General features: G+C 42.0%; 15 protein-coding genes. 5 read left to right on the top strand and 10 right to left on the bottom strand.

Annotated elements, in window-relative coordinates:
* A partial coding sequence (locus tag I8748_RS15825; protein ID WP_198125534.1) for a serine/threonine-protein kinase occupies positions 1-2,051 on the top strand: 2,051 nt, incomplete at its 5' end.
* A gap of 293 nt (positions 2,052-2,344) precedes the next feature.
* Here I8748_RS15825 and I8748_RS15820 read toward each other — a convergent pair.
* The 3 genes from I8748_RS15820 to leuS form a co-directional block, all read right to left on the bottom strand.
* Positions 2,345-4,105, bottom strand: coding sequence for a serine/threonine-protein kinase (locus tag I8748_RS15820; RefSeq protein ID WP_198125533.1), 1,761 nt, complete (start codon positions 4,103-4,105; stop codon positions 2,345-2,347).
* A gap of 566 nt (positions 4,106-4,671) precedes the next feature.
* Positions 4,672-5,388 carry a RibD family protein gene (locus tag I8748_RS15815; protein ID WP_225896435.1) on the bottom strand — a complete coding sequence of 239 codons (717 nt, stop codon included), beginning with the start codon at positions 5,386-5,388 and terminating at the stop codon, positions 4,672-4,674.
* 1,000 nt (positions 5,389-6,388) lie between these two features.
* Entirely contained in the window at positions 6,389-8,989 is a 2,601-nt protein-coding gene (gene leuS, locus I8748_RS15810) for a leucine--tRNA ligase (protein ID WP_198125557.1), read from the bottom strand.
* Positions 8,990-9,076: 87 nt separating this feature from the next.
* On the opposite strand from leuS, the gene I8748_RS15805 reads away from it, so the two are divergent.
* Positions 9,077-9,532 carry a gamma-glutamylcyclotransferase family protein gene (locus I8748_RS15805; protein ID WP_198125532.1) on the top strand — a complete coding sequence of 152 codons (456 nt, stop codon included), beginning with the start codon at positions 9,077-9,079 and terminating at the stop codon, positions 9,530-9,532.
* A 19-nt stretch (positions 9,533-9,551) separates the two neighbouring features.
* Here I8748_RS15805 and I8748_RS15800 read toward each other — a convergent pair whose 3' ends face one another.
* Positions 9,552-10,163: an anti-sigma factor family protein gene (locus I8748_RS15800; protein WP_198125531.1), complete on the bottom strand. Its 612-nt coding sequence runs from the start codon at positions 10,161-10,163 to the stop codon at positions 9,552-9,554.
* Positions 10,164-10,318: 155 nt separating this feature from the next.
* Entirely contained in the window at positions 10,319-10,975 is a 657-nt protein-coding gene (locus I8748_RS15795; RefSeq protein ID WP_198125530.1) for a sigma-70 family RNA polymerase sigma factor, read from the bottom strand.
* A gap of 703 nt (positions 10,976-11,678) precedes the next feature.
* On the opposite strand from I8748_RS15795, the gene I8748_RS34610 reads away from it, so the two are divergent.
* Together I8748_RS34610 and I8748_RS15790 are read left to right on the top strand one after the other, a co-directional pair.
* Complete coding sequence (locus I8748_RS34610; RefSeq protein WP_214662591.1) at positions 11,679-11,864, top strand: hypothetical protein; 186 nt, start codon at positions 11,679-11,681, stop codon at positions 11,862-11,864.
* A gap of 417 nt (positions 11,865-12,281) precedes the next feature.
* Positions 12,282-13,115, top strand: coding sequence for a L,D-transpeptidase (locus tag I8748_RS15790; RefSeq protein ID WP_198125529.1), 834 nt, complete (start codon positions 12,282-12,284; stop codon positions 13,113-13,115).
* Between the two features lie 86 nt (positions 13,116-13,201).
* Here the strand turns inward: I8748_RS15790 and I8748_RS15785 are convergent, their stop codons facing one another.
* From I8748_RS15785 to I8748_RS15765, 5 genes are all read right to left on the bottom strand, one after another.
* The gene (locus I8748_RS15785; RefSeq protein ID WP_225896434.1) at positions 13,202-13,741 is read right to left on the bottom strand and encodes a late competence development ComFB family protein; all 540 of its coding nucleotides are present in this window, start codon (positions 13,739-13,741) and stop codon (positions 13,202-13,204) included.
* Between the two features lie 121 nt (positions 13,742-13,862).
* On the bottom strand, positions 13,863-14,798 hold the full coding sequence (locus I8748_RS15780) for a M23 family metallopeptidase (RefSeq protein ID WP_198125527.1): 936 nt from the start codon (positions 14,796-14,798) through the stop codon (positions 13,863-13,865).
* 1,063 nt (positions 14,799-15,861) lie between these two features.
* The gene (locus I8748_RS15775; RefSeq protein WP_198125526.1) at positions 15,862-16,590 is read right to left on the bottom strand and encodes a DevA family ABC transporter ATP-binding protein; all 729 of its coding nucleotides are present in this window, start codon (positions 16,588-16,590) and stop codon (positions 15,862-15,864) included.
* Between the two features lie 113 nt (positions 16,591-16,703).
* Positions 16,704-17,876: an ABC transporter permease DevC gene (gene devC, locus I8748_RS15770; protein ID WP_198125525.1), complete on the bottom strand. Its 1,173-nt coding sequence runs from the start codon at positions 17,874-17,876 to the stop codon at positions 16,704-16,706.
* 159 nt (positions 17,877-18,035) lie between these two features.
* Positions 18,036-19,229 (bottom strand): ABC exporter membrane fusion protein, encoded by a 1,194-nt coding sequence (locus tag I8748_RS15765; protein ID WP_198125524.1) that lies wholly within the window; start codon positions 19,227-19,229, stop codon positions 18,036-18,038.
* A gap of 515 nt (positions 19,230-19,744) precedes the next feature.
* Here I8748_RS15765 and I8748_RS15760 point away from each other — a divergent pair.
* Complete coding sequence (locus I8748_RS15760; protein WP_198125523.1) at positions 19,745-20,362, top strand: TetR/AcrR family transcriptional regulator; 618 nt, start codon at positions 19,745-19,747, stop codon at positions 20,360-20,362.
* Positions 20,363-20,374 lie beyond the last annotated feature (12 nt).

Here is a 20,374-nt window from a genome sequence, read left to right as displayed (position 1 = left end):
GTGAAACTTTTGTCGCTTCTGATACTCACTTACCAGGATCACCTCAATGTGTTGTCAAGAAACTCAAGCCTCAAGCAAGTGACCCAGTAACTTTAGAAACAGCTAGGCGTTTATTTGATACGGAAGCTCAAGTTCTGTATAAATTGGGTATTCACGATCGCATCCCGCAACTTTTAGCTTACTTTGAGGAAAACGCCGAATTTTATCTTGTACAGGAATTCATTGAAGGTCACGATTTGAGTACAGAATTAGTACCAGGAAAAACCTGGAGTCAAATCCAGGTGATTTTGCTGTTACAAGAAATTTTGGAAGTTTTAGAATTTGTCCATGAACAAAAGGTAATTCACCGCGATATCAACCCGCGAAATATCCTCAGACGCCAGCAAGATGGAAAATTGATTTTAATTGACTTTGGGGCAGTTAAACAAATCACTACCCAAGTGATTACTCCCCAAGGACAAACTAAATCTACTGTTGCCATCGGTACTCCTGGATATATCCCCAGCGAACAAGCTCAAGGTACACCAAAATTTAGCAGTGATATCTATGCTGTGGGAATAATTGCAATTCAAGCATTGACTGGAATATACCCCGACCAACTAGGAAAAGATGCCGAAACTAATGAAATTATCTGGCAAAATCAAACCGAAGTCTCACCAGAATTTGCACAATTTATAGATAAAATGGTGCGTTATGATTTTCGACAACGCTACCCTTCAGCAACTGCTGCATTACAAGCACTCAAAGCATTAACACAGCCAGCATCCGGTACTATAGCTATAAGTCCTGCTTTGCAGCCAAAAAATCTCACAGCCAGTAAACATAAAAAAGGACTGTTGCTCAAATTATTATTAGCGATATTTTTAATTGGAGCAACTGGAGTAGCATCTGTATTTGTTGTTAATCATATTAATGCTAATAATGCAACAGAATTAAATAAACAAGCCAATACACTTTTTGAACTCCAACGCTATCAAGACGCGCTAGCAGCTTATCAAGAAGCAGTTAATATTAGACCAGATTATGCTCAAGGATGGAATGGTCAAGGTAAAACCTTATCTGCATTAAAACGATATAAAGAAGCACTAGCAGCATATGACAAAGCAATTCAAATTCAGCCAGACTATGTAGAAGCTTGGAGTGGCAGAGGTTTTACTCTGCAAAACTTACAGCGATATCCAGAAGCGATCGCCTCTTTTGATAAAGCTTTACAACTGGATAACGATTACCCGGAAGTCTGGTATGCCAAAGCAGAAGTTTTTACTAGTTTGAAGCAGTATGATAATGCAATCAAATCTTTTGATAAAGCCATAGAATTTAAAACAGATTATTATGAAGCTTGGTATCAAAAGGGTTTAGCCCTGCATAATTTAAAACAATATGAAGAAGCGATCGCTGCATACGACAAAGCTATCGAAATTAAACCAAACGATGAGCGAGCTTGGTACAATCGTGGTAATGCCTTAGTAAATTTAAATCGTTATACAGATGCTTTGACAGCTTATGAAAAAGCAGTGCAATCCAAACCAGATTATTATCAAGGTTGGTTATCTAGGGGAAATATCCTCACCACCTTGCGACGTTACCCAGAAGCAATTGAATCATTTAATCAAGTAATTAAATATAATCCTAACAACTATCAAGCTTGGTATAATCGTGGTTGGGCGCTGCATCAAAACCAACAATATGAAGAAGCAGTGCAATCTTATAATAAAGCCGCAACCATTCAGCCAAAAAATTATCAAGTTTGGTATAGTATGGGAAATTCCCAATACAATTTGCAAAAATACGAAGCAGCGATCGCAGCTTATAATAAAGCAATTCGTTATCAACCAAACTCTTACGAAACTTGGTATAGTCGAGGCAATGCACTATTAAATTTGAAACGGTTTAAAGACGCGATCGCATCTTATGACCAAGCAATTAAATATAACCCTAATTACCAACAAGCAATCAACGCCCGCAAACAAGCCCAAATTCAACTACAAAGCCAACAAACAAAGCCCATAATCGTACCAATATTGCCAAATCCTAATTCCACCAACCAGTAGCCAGTAGGGTGCGTTATGGACTTTCGTCCTAACGCACCATGTTAATTAATGCGAGTTCGACGGAATTTAAAAACCCTCTCCAAACCTCTCCCCTGCAAGGAGGAGCCACTGCGCTATCGCGGTTCCCCGACTTGTAGCAAGTGGCGTCAGAGGCTTCAAAAGCTTGATTTTTCATTACTAACCAAGTGGCTTAAAGCCCCTCTCTGCATCGGAGAGGGGTTGGGGAGAGGTTCATCGAACTCACGTTAATTATGTACAGTGCTAAATTTTCTTTCCCCCTACTGCCTATTTGATCACCGAATATTCACTTCTTGTAAATCATTGCTAGGTTGAGAATTTGTCATTTTATTAGCAGAGTTATTAGAAACAAATGAATTTGTTTTTTTAATAGCAACTTTATCTAAAGCTACCTTTTGAATTTGATTTTGTAAATGCTGTTTTTGAGTATATTCATTCATTTTTATCTGTGCTTGGGCGTAAACAAGAGTATTTTTGGGAATTTGCCGCAGAAATTTCACAGCACTATTAAAGTCACCAATAGCCGCTCTTTTTTGTGCATTATGTAAAAAGTAAGCTGCTCTAATTTGGCGCTTTTCATTGTACTCAGCTAACTTGCGTTGCACTAAAGCCCCCGCAGAATTTTCTTTAGGAATTTGCCGCAGATATTCCAACGCCGCAGAAAAATCTCTAGCCCCAGCTTTTTCATAAGCTTTTGTTAATAACTCTTGCGTCTGGACTTCGATATTGACCCTTGCTTGCTGTACTAATTTGTCTGTTTTAGATTGCCAATATAAAATATCTGGAACTTTCGCAGCACTAGCTAGAACATCTGACCATCTACCTTCTTTTGTAGCTTGTTCAGCCGCTAGATACTGTTGTGCAGCCACTTGCCATTGCTGTTGCCATTCTTCGATTGTGGCTTTAGCTTCTGGATAAACATTACTATAAGAAGGAATCGATTTAGCCAAAGCGATCGCGCTTTGCAAATCCCCCGATTGATATTCTTCAGTTGCTTTATATAAAGTTTCTGTTTCAGAATAAGCAGGAGAAGTATTCAACAAAGAATATACTCCCAAACCCATCAACAAAGAATTAGCCGCTAGTCCTACTGTCATTCCTGTTAGTAGCGGCGATGATTTTCCAAAAGCAGAATTTTGATCAGATGCATCATTCTCAACAGCCACCTCTGAAGACACATGCTCCTCAGTTTCCTCTGTCATTTGTTTGAGTACACGCAATACTTCAGCCGCAGACTGAAAGCGGTTTTGGAAGTTATAGCGGATCATTTGGCTGAGAACAGCAGCAAGATAATCGCTAACTTGGGTGTTTGGAGTACGCCAGATAATTTCATTACTATAAGAATCTATTTGTAATTGCAGTGGTTCTATCCCTGTTAAAGCCTGGATAGCAATCATACCCAAAGCATAAATATCACTATTAGGTTGTGTTTGACCAATAAATTGTTCTGGAGGTATATACCCCAGTGAAGTCACAGGAATTCGCGAAATAGGCAATTCCCCTTCTATGCCAAAATCAACTGACTGAATTGAACCAAAGTCAATTAAAACTAACTTGCCATCAGCAGCACGTCTGATCAAGTTTTCTGGTTTGATATCGCAATGGATAACGCCTTGAGAGTGAACAAATTCTAAAATATTTAAGACATCTTCTAAAAATTCTATAACTTCATTTTCCGTCCAAACACACCCCCATTGTTGATTGATGGGTAATTCCGCAGTCAATGAGTGTCCTTCTATAAACTCTTGTATTAAATAGAAACGCTCATTTTCTTCAAAGCAAGTGATGAATTCGGGAATTTGTTGATGCAGTCCCAGACGCTTGAGAGTTTCGGTTTCAGTGAGAAAGCGTAATCTTAAAGTATCTAAATAGCTAGGTTGAGAATTGTTAACCTTTAGCTGTTTAACCACACATTTAGGATTATCTGGGTAATCTATATCAACCGCAATATATGTTTGTCCAAATACCCCTGCACCTAGGCTTTGGACGATTTGGTAACGTGCTTGTAGTACCTTACCGATCATGTGGTAGTTCATGAGTTGGTTACTGAGTAAATCCTTATATAAATTTCCTAACATGGTCTTTTGTTTCCGGAAGTCCTTGAAAATAAATCATTAGAGTATTCATTACTGAAATGCGATCTTGTATTTTTAAGTATTTTTACTAAAAAATATAAATTATTTTAATACTCTCACGAAACAAAAATGTAAATTATTACTGCTAGGGGCGTACAGCTGTACGCCCCTACAGCTAATTTATTTTTTGTAATGGTTATTGAAAATTATATTAGTTATACGTACGTGCTTGATTTATACAGACGATTACGCTATCAATGGGTTCCCCTAGCAATTAATACTTTTTAATATAGTAGGGTGCGTTATGGACGGAACGTCCTAACGCACCGAAAATCAGTTATGCTGAAGCAGCCGAAGGGTGCGTTGCGCGACAACACACCTACTAGTTCACCACGCAAATGCTGACAGGTGAAGACCGCTTAAAGGGAAAAGGGGAAAGGGAAAGGAATTAAAAACCTTTACCCTTTACCCCTTACCCTTTTCCCGCCTGTCAAAATCTTTTTGGCAGGCTACTACTAGCGCAAGATTTATTTATGTATGCGATAGTGCAAAAATAACTCACTGCCAAGCTGACGAGTTTCAATGAGTTCAAGGTGAGGGGCATTCAAGGGAACCAAACCCTTTCCTTCCACTGGGGTAGGTGCGTCCTTTCCTCCGAAAATCGTAGGCCAAATGGTTAACCACCAATCGTCAATTCGCCCTGCATCAACTAGGGCAGCTGTTAAAGCACCACCCCCCAAAGCAACAACCTTGCGGATACCCCGTTCTGCCATCAAGGTGTAAGCTCGATCCCAGTCTAAATCTGTATCTCCTAGCTCAATTACATCAGCTTGCTTTTTTATGGTTGCGGTTTGGGAATTCTTCTCCAAACCAGATCGTGTTGTGAAGATCCATCTTTCAAGATCCTGGTTGAAAAAAGGCATATCGGGACTAAGATTAAGCGATCCCGAAACCACACAAGTAATAGGCTGGGGAGATTGACCCCGAACTTTACGCGCTGCTAACAGTTCAGGATTTTGAATTGTATAAGTCTGTCCTTCTTCTCGGATCGTCGTTGCTCCCACCAGAAATAGATCCGCCAAAGATGCTTGATACTCCAAATGTGCTTGATCAGCTGGATAGATATAACCCGGTGATTTTGGATCTACAGGTTTAATCTTTCCATCAGCCGTCATACCAAGAACCAAAGTTGTTTGGATGGTTGTCATGATTGTTTGAGTTACTACATCATAAACAATAGACATCAATTCAGCTTGAGGAATCCTCTTCTATAAATATAGTTTTTTATGATAAATTCATGCCGCAAGTAAGCCCTGTGAACACAGAAATACAACCTATTGATTGTTTCATTTATGTCTCAAGATTGTGAATGTTTCACAAACGAATTTGCTAAGTTAAGGTAATGAATATTAGTTTAAAAAGCCTCGTACAGAATTTTCCGAATCAGTTATTACCCTTCTTGCTTAGTTTCTTAGATGATGCTTTATTATTAGGGCTGTCTCATCTAGAATTACACTTGCAAAGGCTAAAATGGCTTTCTCCAGTAATACTGTACTGTACATTTTTGTACTGGGCAGTGCAACTGTTGCGCTATATATCGAAGCCGGAAGTTTGATACAAAATAGGGATTTGAGATTTTGCTAAAACTGGTTGAGGTTAACTCTAGTGACAACTCATATCTGCGTTGGATATGCGATCGCTGTTGTTTTGCGATATATACATACTTTTAAAACCTTTTTATACCAAATATCAAAATTTTATATAAATTTACTTTGTGATTTTTGACACTATTGCTTCACTGCGGTTATTGACTAGTGTCAGTTAATAAACTGTCACTTTCTAGATGTTAAATTTTAGCTCATAAGAGATATCCTTAATCATGCAAGGAGTGATACCACTTCACCAAATGTTTGTTACAAGTGATTCTTGCAGTGCTTCTTTTTCGGAGTGTCTTGCAGATTTTAGATATTGCATCAAACAAGTGAGTTGGTATAGAGTTATACCCATTCGCACTTGAGTCAGAAAACACTCAAGTGCTTTCACATGTATAGCAGGGGACTCGGTTAAAAATCTTTTTGTGTTTCAGTTTTATCATCTATTCATGTCTTAACAAGCAAGGCTTGTACTATGTAAAAAATAATGCATTGTAGCGGCAATTCATGAATTGCCGCTATATGAAAATAAGAGTTCGGCTATTTTTTGTGTAAGTCCTGGAGTGAAACCCAGTCCTTTTTAGAGATCCTTTTAGCCAACTACAAAATTTACCAGCTTTCCAGGCACCACAATCACTTTTTTAATTTCTTTACCTTCAATGTGACGCTGGGCAACTTCTGACTCACGGGCATACCTTTCTAACGCAGCTTTATCAGCTTGCGCTGGCACTTGAATTGCACCACGAGTTTTGCCCATCACTTGAATCACCAAAGTGATTTCATCAGCTACCAACGCCGCATCATCAAAAGCTGGCCAAGTTTGAGTGTGAACTGAATCACTCTTACCCATTAAATGCCACAATTCCTCAGCAATGTGAGGTGCAAAAGGTGCCAGCAACACCACCAAAGTCTGGATACCTTCTGCATAAATTGGTGAATCTTTGCAGTTAGCATCAGTTAGGGCGTTACTCAACTTCATCAATTCTGAAACAGCTGTGTTGAATTGATATTCGTCCTCCACATCTTCTGAAACTGCTTTGATAGCAGTGTGAATTGCTCGACGTAAATCCTTTTCTGACTTAGTTAAATCGGAATTGGCATTTTCACGGGATACCCCAGCAGTAATGTAATCTGTAACCAATCGCCACACCCGATTTAAGAAGCGGAATTGTCCTTCTACATCCGCCTCATCCCATTCCAAATCTTTTTCTGGTGGCGCTTTAAACAATATAAACATCCGCGCTGTGTCTACACCATATTTGGCAATCACTTCTTCCGGCGCGACACCGTTGCCTTTTGACTTGGACATGGTAGCGTACACAAGTTGCAGTGGTTCACCTGTCTTCGGATCTCGTGGATCAGCAGGATCTACAAGATTAAAGGCAACCCATTTATCCTTATCGCTTTTGTTGGGATTTACATAAGTTAAACCCTGCACCATACCTTGAGTTAACAGACGTTGGAATGGTTCATCAAAGTTTAACAAGCCGCGATCGCGCAGTACCTTGGTAAAGAAGCGGGAATACAACAAATGCAAAATCGCGTGTTCAATTCCACCCACGTACTGATCTACTGGCATCAAGTCGTTAGTTTTACTGGAATCGAAAACCTGCTGTTCGTTTTTCGCATCAGTAAATCGCAAGAAATACCACGAGGAATCAATAAAAGTGTCCATCGTGTCAGTTTCCCGCTTTGCTGGTGTACCACAAGTTGGACAAGGTACATTCACCCAGCTTTCTAACTGAGTCAATGGTGAACCGCCGCGTCCGGTAAATTCCACTTCTTCTGGTAACTGCACTGGCAAATCTTTGTCAGGAACTGGCACGATGCCACAATTAGGACAGTGAATCACGGGAATTGGTGTCCCCCAATACCGTTGGCGCGAAATCAACCAATCCCGCAAGCGATATTGTACTCGCAGTTTGCCAAATCCCTGTTCTTCAGCAAACTTAACTATTGCTTGCTTGGCATCTGTGGAATTCATACCACTAAAGGGGCCAGAATTAATTAAAATTCCTGATTCGGTATATGCACTATCATAATCAATCATGATTAAAGGTGGCTCTTCCTGCTGGAAGTCCACATCTGCAACTGCCTCTGGTTCTACAATGACAAACTCAATCGGCAAGTTATAGTTATTGGCAAACTTAAAATCTCGTGCATCGTGTGCCGGTACACCCATGACTGCCCCAGTACCATATTCATACAGCACATAGTCAGCAATCCAAATGGGCACTTCTTCACCTGTAAACGGGTTAATTGCCTTACCGCCTGTGGGAATGCCTCGCTTGGGTTTGTCTTCAGCAGTACGTTCTAATTCACTTTGATTAGTAACTTCCTTAATAAAGGCTTCTACTGCTGCTTTTTGTTCTTTTGTGGTGACGCGCTGTGTTAAAGGATGTTCTGGTGCTAATACCAAGTAGCTGACACCGTAAACTGTATCTGGGCGTGTGGTATACACACCGATTTTTTCATCGCTGCCGACGATCGCAAATTCCAAATACGCGCCTGTGGATTTACCAATCCAGTTGGCTTGCATTAATTTGACGCGTTCTGGCCAACCTGTCAACTTATCCAAGTCATTGAGCAATTCTTCAGCGTAGTCGGTAATCTTGAAAAACCACTGACGCAACAATTTGCGCTCTACTATAGCCCCACTACGCCAAGAACGTCCATCGATCACTTGCTCATTTGCCAGTACAGTTTGGTCAACAGGATCCCAGTTGACTGCGGCTTCTTTTTGGTAAGCTAAACCCGCTTGCAAAAACTGCAAGAAAATCCATTGTGTCCACTTGTAATAATCTGGCGAACAGGTAGCAATTTCTCTATCCCAGTCGATGGATAAACCAAGACGCTGCAATTGTTGCCGCATTTGGGCAATATTTTGATAAGTCCACTTTGCTGGTGGAACTCCTCTATCAATGGCGGCGTTTTCTGCTGGCAAGCCAAAGGCATCCCAACCCATTGGATGTAATACCCGATAGCCTTGCATTCGCTTGAGACGAGCAATTACATCGGTAATTGTATAATTACGGACGTGACCCATATGTAGGCTGCCCGATGGATAGGGGAACATGGATAAAGCGTAGAATTTTGGCTTGTTGCTGTTTTTTGGTGTTTTATCTAAGCCTTGTTCTGTCCATGTTTTTTGCCATTTTTCCTCAATCTCTGCTGGGATATATCGCGAATCCACCGAAAGTTCTCCTACTGGGTCTGTAATCGTGTCTGCCTCCATATTGTAGATGATGGTAGGCAAGAGAAGGAGTTGGTTAACACGAGGATGGCTAAATCAAATGCAAATTTTTCTGGCGGAGTGCGAGTCTTTGTTTACGGTACGCTCAAACCAGGTGAAGCTAATTATGGTAGATACTGTAGTCACAAGGTGGTTGATGCCACTAGAGCAGTTGCCCTAGGCAAATTATTTGCTCTGCCGATGGGTTACCCGGCGATGACAACTGGAGATTACCCCGTTCACGGTTATTTACTCTCTTTTGCCGATCGCAGCATCTTAGACACCCTAGACGAACTGGAAGATTACCAGCCCACTAGACAAATCTCAGAAAACCTCTATAATCGTCAGCAAGTAGAGATATATAATCTACATGGGTTATCTTTGGGTCGAGCTTGGGTCTATTTGATGACTCTGGAGCTAGTTGACAATTTGGGCGGCATCCCCCAACCTGATGGTTGGTGGAGTGGTCGCGGTTTAACCACAAAGCGGGGTTGTGAGTTCTGATTGAACGCCCGCTTGGCGATTAATTTATGTCTGGTTCCACTACCTTTGGTCGGGGTTTCTCTAAAACTGCTGGCTTTTGTGGAGAAACCACCGCTGCTTTGGGAATTTCAATCACTGGGTTGTTTAAAGCTACCATCAGCGGTGAAACTGGAGCTACAGGCGTTGTGGTAGTTTGTGCAGTTTTGCTGATTGGTTTTTGCGCCAGTTGCAGCTTGGATTCACCACCTGGTAGTAAGCCAGATAATGTACCAACAACACAAGCAGCGATCGCTGCACCGCCAAATACCCAAACTAACCGGGGACGGCGGCGCAAACGCCCTAATACTTGCTCGGCAACTTCACTTGGCGGTTGGGCTGCTGGCACTGGCAGATTTTTCAACCCTTGCCTTAGCTTTAATAATCGCCCATACAAACATTGAACAGCAGCATCGTTTGCTAGCCATTCTTCTACTTGCCTGCTTTCGGCGGCTGTAACTTCACCGTCTAGATAAGCACTTAATAACTCGAAGCGATCGCGCTTCATCATATCCATAGCGCCCGTTGATTCATTGGTATGCTGTGCCATTCCTTCTGACAAATTTTTGTGATTTTGCCAGAGAGAACGGTTGGAGAATGGAGAATCAGTAGTCATTTTAGCATTATTGCCAATTTATGTACGGGGAAAAACAACGAGCAATCCTGAGAAATTGATCAATTTTATTCCTAATGGCGTAGTGCTATGTATTTCAAAATCATTCTTCATTAATGCTTTAATTCTGCCATTAGGCAGAGTCAGAGTACTGTCAATTAGCTATCAAGATAATTTTGCAACTGAGCTTGTAATCTGGATCTAGCTCTGGCTATTCTCGACTTGACTGTGCCCAAAGAAACACCTGTGATTTCGGCAATTTCTTCATATGCCATACCTTCGATTTCTCGCAGGACAATAGTAGTGCGAAAGACCTCTGGTAAATCCGCGATCGCTTCGCGCAATTGCTCGTAAAACTCTCTAGTTGTCAGTTCTTCCTCTGGGCCTGGAGTGTCTCCAGCAATTTCCCAATCCATCTCGCCATCATCTACCGAGCGCGGAGCATCCAGCGACAAAGGACTAACAACCCGCTTGCGTTTACGCAACTCATCGTAAAACAAGTTGGTCGCAATACGGCTCAACCAGCCCCGAAACTTAGACGGCTCTTGTAATCGGTTGATATTCCGATACACTCGAATCCAAACTTCTTGAGCCAAATCGGCTCTGTCAGGCCAGTCTGGAGCCAGGTGATACAAAACTCTATCAACTTGCGTCTGATAGCGGCGCAATAGCTCTGCAAAGGCAACACGATCTGGACGCTGCCCCACTTGACAGCGCAAAATTAAATCGTGGTTAGAGAGTTTGTCAACTTGCACCGATGCTTCCGGATACCTTGCATCAAACGTTGACCAGGATACAGTAATCGATTGACTCATAGATCGTACTGGCTGTAAATCATCCCTATCTATTAGACCTGCTAATTGGCACGATGTTCCTGCGTCAGTGACGGATTTATGACTGGAACACTGAAGTATATAATTTTGAGCATGTTCATGGCTGTAGAAACAGTCCATTATTCCTATGAACGATTACATGCAATTCTTTCAGCTATTATTGCCCACTTGTTCTGGGCACAGCAATGTTACGTACACTTGTGCAACTAACGTCATCTGACCACCTACCATTGACAAAAAACGGAATGTATGATTTTCTACTTATATAAAAGGAAAAATACAGCTATCCAATTGAAAGCCGCTTTTTGCTCCTGTAGCAGTGTACCCTTTGACGTAGCCCAAAAGAAAAATTTTCTTGTGACAAGATTGGCTAACTCGTGATCGCCTTTGGGGTTTAGAGGTAACAAAGATTAAGTAATTGGGAGTAAAAAGGGAAAAAAGCAAGAGGCGCGTTGCTTTTGTTGTGATCAAATCTCAGTTCCCTAAATAGTAAAACTCTTGTATCAAGCTTTTTGGCATCTGTCTTAAGTAGGAAACAGGGATAGAAGGTGAAGTAGTCGCACATCTTAAGCCTTGCGTCGATTGCGAAGCGCGGTAGCGACGTAAGAGGGTCACTGCATCAAGCCGTAGACGCGTAGCTGCTTGCCGCAGGCTAGGGCACAAGGCAAGAGAGAAAAGCCCTGTGATGAGCCTGACTTTTCACGGTATGTGGAATGTGAAATGGTATAAGACTTTCTTCAGTTCCCTACACCCTACTCCTAGCCTTGATGAGGGTTTCAGCACTTTTCGTAAAAAGTTAGGTGATGAGCGGGTTTTCCTAGTTATCATTTTACAATTAATTATGTCCACCTATTTAATTACGAATTACTAATTATTATCAAGTAGCTGTAGCGACTAATATGTTATTTTTCCGGTCTTGTTACTAGAATTGTTGTTGATGTTTCTGTGTGCTGCTGGTAAATAGTACCTGTTTTTGTTGGATCGGGTAAGCGGACTTGAAAAAAGAAATTGAGGGACAATGTAATCGTGAGCGCTAGCAATAGTTTTTCAAACATGGTCTTTCTCCCACCCACACTATTAATGATTGATGGCTGCACTTGGAGGTTGCACTAGTGAATAAATTTCTTTGCCAAGAATTTTGTTTGCCGGGATGTCGGCATAACCTTAGTTTGCCCAAAAATACTGAAAGAGTTATAAGAGAACAGATAAGAATTTATAAATTCTTGATAATCGGATCATGAGTGCATCCAATAAGTCATTTGGATATGTCAGGGATAAACAATAGGCGATGGTAATGGTAAGAAATGAATCTGTAGCGCGTCTAGTAATGTTTGTCTGTTTTGGTACAGCCATGTTATCACTAGCTGTCCATTGGCGGATCGCATCAACTCAACGGCAGTTTGAGAACTCAGCTGACGCTACAGGAAGCCGCACAGACAGTTCGCGAGGAAAATTAGGTGGTTTAGGGGAAACCGCTTTTGGGGCGTCTACACTTCCTGGTGAAGCCACCTTAAGAAAAACTGAAAACAAGACTCCCACACTAAAATCTCCTACTGTCAAGCCTGATAATAAATCATTTACAGAGAGTGAAAATGTAGCTGAGGTAACTGATGTAGGCAAAAAGATGCGCCTAGTAGCTCCAGGACAAAAGCACAATTCTAAAGCCGACCAGCCTAAGCTTCTCTTACTCCAAGCTTCAGACCAACAAAAATCATCTAATAGGCAAGCATCTGTGAAGACCCAAGTAGTGGTAGATTTAAGCGATCGCCGCACCTATGTTTATGCAGGAGATGAGGTGATAGCCAGCTACCCCATTGCCGTAGGTAAGAAGGGTTGGGAGACACCTACAGGTTCTTTCAAAATCAACCATATGCAACACGATCCTATTTGGCGTCACCCCATTACTGGCAAAGTATTTCCGCCTGGTAGTGATAGTCCTTTGGGAGAACGATGGATTGGTTTTTGGTCAGATGGACGCAATCAAATCGGTTTTCACGGGACACCGGATACTGGAGTCATGGGAACTGCTGTGTCCCACGGTTGCATACGGATGCGTAATCCTGATGTCCGCTTATTGTATGAGCAGGTAAAATTAGGTACTACGGTAATGGTGCGGGATTGATGAGTTTTTTTTGTCCTTGGTCATTAGTCTTTTGTCATTAGTAAAAAACAACTGACATAATGACAAATGACTAATGATCACTGACTTTAATATTGTGATTTTTCCTCAAAGGAAGGTGCGTAAACTTGGAGTAAGGTACTCACTTGGCGCAGAACTTCATTACCAGTGTTTTTGGGGATCGGTGTTCTGTTGTCATTGGGTTGATGGAGGCTACGGTTGATCGCCTCAGTTACTTGCTGGGAAATTAATTCTTCAAGGTCTGCCTGAGCGCGTTGGCGTTGGTAGTTAGCACCTTCTCCTGTGGTAGCGTACAAGGGCGGCAGCCTATTCAGAGCATAAGCGGCAATGTCTCCCACATCCAGAGAGCTTTCGCTGGTAGCCTCAATTTCTGCTACTCGCGCGATCGCTTCGGTCAGCACCAATTCTTCCATGACGTTAATAAATTGTTTGCGAGGAACCGCCACTACCTCACCTGTCAATAGCGCCCCCATCAGTCGATCCAGCGCCATGTACTCTTCAATAGAGAGTTCCGATGCGTTATCACAGATTCGCCCAACTTCTGCTTCCATTGCTGGTGTCAGATAGCCATCCTGGAGAGCTTGATCCACAATTTTTTCAATACTCATAACGCTCATCTTCTTTATAAAGCCACCCAAGTAAGGTAGGGACGGTATCAATTTAATTTATTTGCCTGGTTATTGGCGAACAATATACAAATTATGCACGGACATACTCAAATCGTCTTTACTATTCAAAGACCTTGTTTCGCCAGGGTACTGGGTCAACAGATTGTCCGTTGACATACAGACCCCAATGCAAATGTGGGCCAGTGGCTGCCCCTGTTGAACCGACTGCACCAATTACTTGACCAGGTTTGACAATATCGCCTTCTTTGACATTAATGCGACTGAGGTGCATGAAAATGCTTGTCACGCCCTGACCGTGGTCAATGCCAACTACGTTTCCGTGAATTCGGAATCCTTGGGATACTTTGCCTACCAAAGCAACCCGCCCAGCAGCTGGAGCAGTTACGGGCGAACCCGCACTACCAGCGTAGTCAACGCCACGATGGTAGTAGTCCTCTGCAAATTTACCATTATAGTAGCGACGTACACCATAGATTGTAGAAATCTGCCCAGCATTTGGTTTGAGGAAGGGGCCATTCCAATATTTTTTTGGTGTCTGTAAGGCTTTAAAAGCTGCTACACGCTTGAGTTCATACTCGGTCGCATCTACCCCGGCTTTTCCCGGTGGCAAGGTAATGCGTTGTACTGGGAATTTGCGATCGCTCACTTTCACTGCTAAATTCTGCACTTGTCCATCACCAGAAATCTTAAATGTTCTGGTTCCTGGCTTTTCCAGTGGCGTTGTCGGTACCAAAGCCCGATACTTATTGGGTGCAATTGCAAACGCTGGATAAGTTTTTTCGCCAACAGCCACTGTTGGATTGCTGCCATTGTTGGAATTATCTAGATTAATTACCACAGACAGAGTATCCCCCAATGTCGGATTACTCGGAGCCACCTGTACTTGTAAAGCATCTACTGGCAATGCCAAGGTGACAGGGAAGGAGGCAAATATGCCCATGAACAACTTTGTCGTACGGCCATTGGGTTTCCACCCTTTAATGCCGAGACAGAGCAAGTTATTTTGGGAGTTTCCAGTGCGATCCTTGGTAGTCATAGACCTATAAAACAACCTCTGAACTTCTGCTGACCAACAGACTAGCTTATGATAGCTAGTGTTTCCCAACCGAAGCAGATTTTAGGGAAAACAATACAATATCTTAAGTAATATTAAGCAGTGCTTTCGGAACTAAACTATACTAACTCAGGCGATCGCTTCTTGGGTAAAATGGCTCTAATAAATTGAAAAACTTTAATCTTGGAAAGTACTTTCTGCCGTCGTCAACACAGCTATCATCAGGAATAATACCAAGTCTGTATGAAGTTGCGCTGATAGCACTAACGAAAAATTACATACTGTAGGGGCAATTCATGAGTTTCCTGGACGCAAATCAAGCGCAACCTTACATAAAATTGGTATTACACTTCCATAAAATTACATTTCTTGTAGACCGTAGACATACGATAAGCTACCAGACTACAAAAGCTTCCACTCTCGCTACAAATGCAACGTATTTCATCTAAGTCAAGATCAATAGACTTCTTGCAGAAGTCGGGAAAAGGGGAAAGGGAAAGGTGGAAAGGTTTGGTATTTTCCTTTCCCCTTTAACATGAGTCCCTTTTCTCACAAGAGTGCAAAAAACACTTTTGCAAGAGGTCTAATGATGATAATCATAGAAATAAACCTATAAAAAAATAAAAGGCAGGAAAACCCGCCTTTAACCCAAAAAAAGCATTTTGTAACCAAATACAAATTCAATATCACATACAGTTGTGACAGAACCATTACAAAACTACGACGAAAGTGTGAATAAATGTCAAAAAGAAGAGTTTTTTAATTGGCAGCCTCCTGACTTGAAAAAGAGAGTAGGGAGTAGGCAATATTCCTTTTGGATGCTTGGTTGTAGGATTTTCCTGTGATTGACTGACTTGAAGGTGTTGAGTATGTGACTCCTATATCACTTTGGTCAGAGAAAAATCAAAAGCAAAATCTGAAACCCAGATAAAATTAGGGTTTGAAACTTTAAGTTCTCACACAAAGCCAGAAACATTGCTTATTGCGTAAAGCCTTGCGCTGCAAGGGTTTGGGAATATCTTCTGGAAAGAGTGATCGTGGAGGGCTAAAATCCTAGATGCGATGATTTTTTCATTGGGACTGCTTGCTGGATGCTGCCTTCCTGCACGAGCTTGCCATCTTCCATGTGAACGATGCGATCGGCAATGTCTAGAATGCGATGGTCATGAGTAACCATTAAAATTGTACAGGCTTGTTCTTTAGCAAGTTTTTGCATCAAGTTAACCACATCTCGACCCGATTGACTATCAAGGGAAGCAGTGGGTTCATCCGCTAGTACAATTCGAGGACGACTGACCAAAGCACGGGCGATCGCCACTCTTTGTTTTTGTCCTCCTGAGAGTTGATCGGGATAATAATGGAGGCGATTTCCTAATCCTACCTGCTCCAACATTTGCACTGACCAAGTTTGCATTTGTTGTTGCCCAATATGGTTATGCAATTCTAAACCCATTTTGACGTTCTGGAGTGCCGTCAAACTACCATGTAAGTTGTGTGCTTGGAAAATATAACCGTTATGGCGTCGTGCTTGGACTAATTGTTCAACACTAGCATTACAAAGTTCTCTTTCTAAAACTTGCAAACTACCAGATTGAGCAGAACGCAGTCCACCCACTAAAGTCAAAAGGGTAGTTTTACCAGAACCAGATGGGCCAGTCAAAATCACGATTTCACCAGCATAGATTTCCAGGTTGATGTTGAATAAAACTTGCTTACGCAGTGTACCTTGACCAAAGTAATAGCTGAGGTTGTGGATGGAAATAATTTTATTCATGGGACTGGGGATTAGGGACTAGGGATTAGGGACTAGAGATTGGGGAGTAGTCAGTTGGTTATCTTTTCTTCCTAATACCCAGTACCCAACCCCCAATACCCAGTCCCCATTTTTTAGAACATATCAGCGGGGTCAGCAGCTTGGAGTTTGCGAGTGGCGATCGCACCGGAAAGAGTACACATGATAATCGTGAGTACTAGTACCTGCAATGCCCGAATAGCGGTCATATATATGGGCAAGTTGGTAGCTATGCCAGTCAAATGGTAAAGTCCGAAAGATACTGTGATTCCTGGAATAAATCCCAACACGGCTAAAATCACAGCTTCTTCAAACACCACACCTAACAGGTAGTAGTTGCGATACCCCATTGCTTTAAAGGTGGCGTATTCCCTAACGTGGGCATTAACATCTGTGGAGAGGACTTGATAAACAAGAATCACACCAACCACGAAACCCATCGATACACCAATGCTAAAAATAAATCCAATTGGAGAGTTTACCCTCCAGAAGTCGTTCTCAAACTGAATAAATTCGGCGTGGGTTAGTACTTTAACATCATCTTTGAGACGTGCTTTTAATGCTGCTACCACATGCTTTTGATCAAAGCCTGGTTGCACTTCAATCAAACCGACATTGACACTAGAAGCAAGTTGGTGAGGAAATAACCGCAAAAAGTTCTGATCGCTGGTGATTATAGTACCGTCAGCACTAAAAGAAGCCCCTAGTTTAAATAAACCACTAATAGTAACTGTGCGACCTTCAACTTCGGTTTTCACAGTTTTACCTAACTCAAGTTGGGCAATGGTCTGTTGATAATTTCCTCTAGAAGCACGGTCGAATAAGACGGTATCTGGTAGCTTGATTTCTGGCAACTGTTGGTTAACTTCTGGAAAATCAAAAGCTGGCTTGTCTGGATTCAACCCAATCACTAGAATTTCTGTATCTCGTCGTGTTTGGGGATTCTTCCAAATCATGTTGCTAACATACATTGCCTCTGCCGATTTCACTCCTGGTATATCCATTGCCTGATACAGTCGCCGACGAGAAAATGTAGACATTCTTTGCAGGTTACGGGTTTGAGAACCGATTAAAACAATGTCTGAACGCAAACTGCGATGTAGTCTAGTGTTGCTGTCATACAGAGCAGTCTGAAAGCCCAGCTGCATGAACATTAGAAGGTCAGCAAAGGCAATGCCTGATAATGCTACCAATAGACGACTTTTTTCATGACTCAGTTGCAGCCATCCTAGAGGTGTTCGCCGCTGTAGTTGTTTGAGTATTCCCATTTTTTAGTGCTGAGTGCTGAGTGCTGAGTGGGGGGATGGGGTAATGGGTAATGGGTGATGGGTAATGGGCCAGATGTGATGACTAATAGTAAAATCCAATTCCCAATTACCAATTACCAATTCCCAATGCCCAATGCCCAATGCCCCATACCCTTTGTCTTACAATTCAATAACCACCTTGACTTGCATATTGGTTAGGTCGGCAGCTTTTTGGCTGGAAGTATCATCTAGTTGAATATGGACTTGCACTACTCTGTTGTCAATGTTGCTGGTGGGGTCAGTGTTAATTACATTTTGTCGTCGCACCTGCAAGTCTTTACGTTCGACTTTTCCCTGTAATTCACTGGGTAGCACATCACCCACTACTCGCACTTGCTGCCCTATACGCACTTTGCTAATATCGCTTTCGTAGACTTCGGCTACCACATACATCTGGTTGGTTTGCCCAATGTCGGCAATGCCATCATTTGATACCAATTCTCCTGGATGGGTGTGGATCTCGAATACTTGACCATCTTGAGGCGATCGCACATAAGCCTGTTTTAAATTCGCTTCTGCCCGATTCATGGCTGCGATGGCATGACTCACTTGTGCTTTGGCAGCTTCTACATCTACTACCCGTACTTCCGCAATCTCATTGAGTGTTGCTGTGGCTTCTTTGAGTTGTTGCTGGCTAGTGGACTGGATGCGCTGTAATTGTGCCTGTGCTGATTGCAGATTTTTTTGGGCTGTTTCTAAAGTTAAGCGCTTGCTATCCTTTTGGGAGGCGGAGATTGCTCCCTGTTGATATAGCAGTTGATAGCGTTGATCTTCTGCTGAGGCGTTACGGACTTCGGCTTGCAATCGGGCAATATTTGCTAGTTGGGCGTTAAGATCACCTTGGCGTTCTGCTGTTAGGCGAGCAATTGTTGCTTGTTGTGCAGCAATTTCTCCATGTTTGGCACCTGCTTGGATGCGAGCAAGGTTTGCCTGCTCTACTTTTACTTGTTCTTGTGCCTCTTTTAATGCTGCTTCTAAGCGATCGCGACTATCAAGAATGGCAATCACCTGGCCTGCTTTTATCCTATCTCCCTCCTTGATCAGCAGTTTTTCTACCCGACTACCATCCGTAGATGTAGTAGCAGAAAGTTTAATTACTTTTCCCTTTGGCTCGATCCTTCCCAAGGCTGTGACTGTTTTTAGCTCTGGGATTACTGCCGGAGTTTGTGTTTTTTGAGTAGAGGTATCCTGAAATTTTAATACCGTATAAACACTAATTCCAATGACAGTCAAAGATACAATAATAGCTATAAAAATGGGCGGGCGTAAAATTCTCTGAGGAGATATTGAACGGTTTAGCTTTGAGTTTTGCACAATAGCATACCTTTGAAGCAATTCCAAATTCGCTGATTCAAATTAGAAAAAAATCGAATTTTGGTAAATGTCCTGGTTAAAGAAGCAACGGGGAAAGGAGGGCAAAAAAGCAGAGGAGAAATAGATCCCCACTGCATGTGGTTTCATGCTCCACCCTTCAGTTGTATGCTCAACAAACAGAATGATCTGTAAGATACAAAACTAAACTGTATAGTTATATAATAGGATTATACTAAACTGGTTAGTTTAGTCAAGCGATCGCGCCAACGAATGTCATCTTTAAGGGCATTGGGCGTTTCCCCATTGAACAAACTGCTGTACAACGCATGAACCAGAAGACCTATTAGCAAAACCTAAAATCCAAAATCTGTCTTGGAAAGTTCCAAGGAGGGTTTCCCTCCGTAGGAAACTTTCCGCAAAATCTAAAATCCAAAATCCAAAATCCAAAATCACCACTCGGTTGTGACAAAGTACAGAAATTCTTAAGACTGTTTACAAGAAAGGATTATTTAAAAATGGTGCGTGCAAAAGTTGGGGAAATAGATCGCTCAAATTCAGCAGATAAAGTAGAAAAAATTCTGCTTGGGGCGATGCAGCAGTTTCTAGTTCATGGCTACGCTGCTACTAGTATGGATAAAGTAGCAGAGGCGGCGGGGGTTTCTAAAGCAACGGTGTATAGCCACTTTCAAGATAAAGAAGGGCTGTTTCGGGCATTGATAGAGAAACTGGCAAGAAAGCGGTTTCACTCAATATTGGGGACACAAGGTTTGGTGGGGGAACCCTATATTGTATTGCGGCGTTTAGCAAAAACCGCATTGGAACAAATGGTTAATGACCAGGAATATCAAGCCTTTGAGCGACTTTTAATTGGGGAATCAGCGCGGTTTCCGGAATTAGCTCAAGTTTTTATTCTCAGCATTGCTAAACCGGCGATAGAAACTATTAGTAAATATTTGGCTTCTCGAACTGAACTGAAAATACCTGATCCAGAGGCAACAGCAAGAATTCTGATTGGGTCATTAGTGCATTTTGTTATGACTCAAGAGATTATGCATGGTAAAGATATTATGCCAATGGAAAGCGATCGCTTGATTGATGCCTTGACACACCTGATTGTAAATTGTGCTGATTAAAACTTTTTTTGA

This window comes from Amazonocrinis nigriterrae CENA67 (assembly GCF_016056305.1).
Taxonomy (GTDB): domain Bacteria; phylum Cyanobacteriota; class Cyanobacteriia; order Cyanobacteriales; family Nostocaceae; genus Amazonocrinis; species Amazonocrinis nigriterrae.
Note: the sequence above shows the minus strand (reverse complement) of the source record. Positions and strands in the feature narration are given on the sequence as shown.

Excerpts from the sequence above, each read along its gene's own strand:
- I8748_RS15820 (WP_198125533.1), bottom strand. The coding sequence starts at position 4,105 with ATGAACTACCACATGATCGGTAAGGTACTACAAGCACGTTACCAAATC.
- I8748_RS15815 (WP_225896435.1), bottom strand. The coding sequence starts at position 5,388 with ATGTCTATTGTTTATGATGTAGTAACTCAAACAATCATGACAACCATC.
- I8748_RS15805 (WP_198125532.1), top strand. The coding sequence starts at position 9,077 with ATGGCTAAATCAAATGCAAATTTTTCTGGCGGAGTGCGAGTCTTTGTT.
- I8748_RS15800 (WP_198125531.1), bottom strand. The coding sequence starts at position 10,163 with ATGACTACTGATTCTCCATTCTCCAACCGTTCTCTCTGGCAAAATCAC.
- I8748_RS15795 (WP_198125530.1), bottom strand. The coding sequence starts at position 10,975 with ATGAGTCAATCGATTACTGTATCCTGGTCAACGTTTGATGCAAGGTAT.
- I8748_RS34610 (WP_214662591.1), top strand. The coding sequence starts at position 11,679 with ATGAGCCTGACTTTTCACGGTATGTGGAATGTGAAATGGTATAAGACT.
- I8748_RS15790 (WP_198125529.1), top strand. The coding sequence starts at position 12,282 with ATGGTAATGGTAAGAAATGAATCTGTAGCGCGTCTAGTAATGTTTGTC.
- I8748_RS15785 (WP_225896434.1), bottom strand. The coding sequence starts at position 13,741 with ATGAGTATTGAAAAAATTGTGGATCAAGCTCTCCAGGATGGCTATCTG.
- I8748_RS15780 (WP_198125527.1), bottom strand. The coding sequence starts at position 14,798 with ATGACTACCAAGGATCGCACTGGAAACTCCCAAAATAACTTGCTCTGT.
- I8748_RS15775 (WP_198125526.1), bottom strand. The coding sequence starts at position 16,590 with ATGAATAAAATTATTTCCATCCACAACCTCAGCTATTACTTTGGTCAA.
- devC (WP_198125525.1), bottom strand. The coding sequence starts at position 17,876 with ATGGGAATACTCAAACAACTACAGCGGCGAACACCTCTAGGATGGCTG.
- I8748_RS15760 (WP_198125523.1), top strand. The coding sequence starts at position 19,745 with ATGGTGCGTGCAAAAGTTGGGGAAATAGATCGCTCAAATTCAGCAGAT.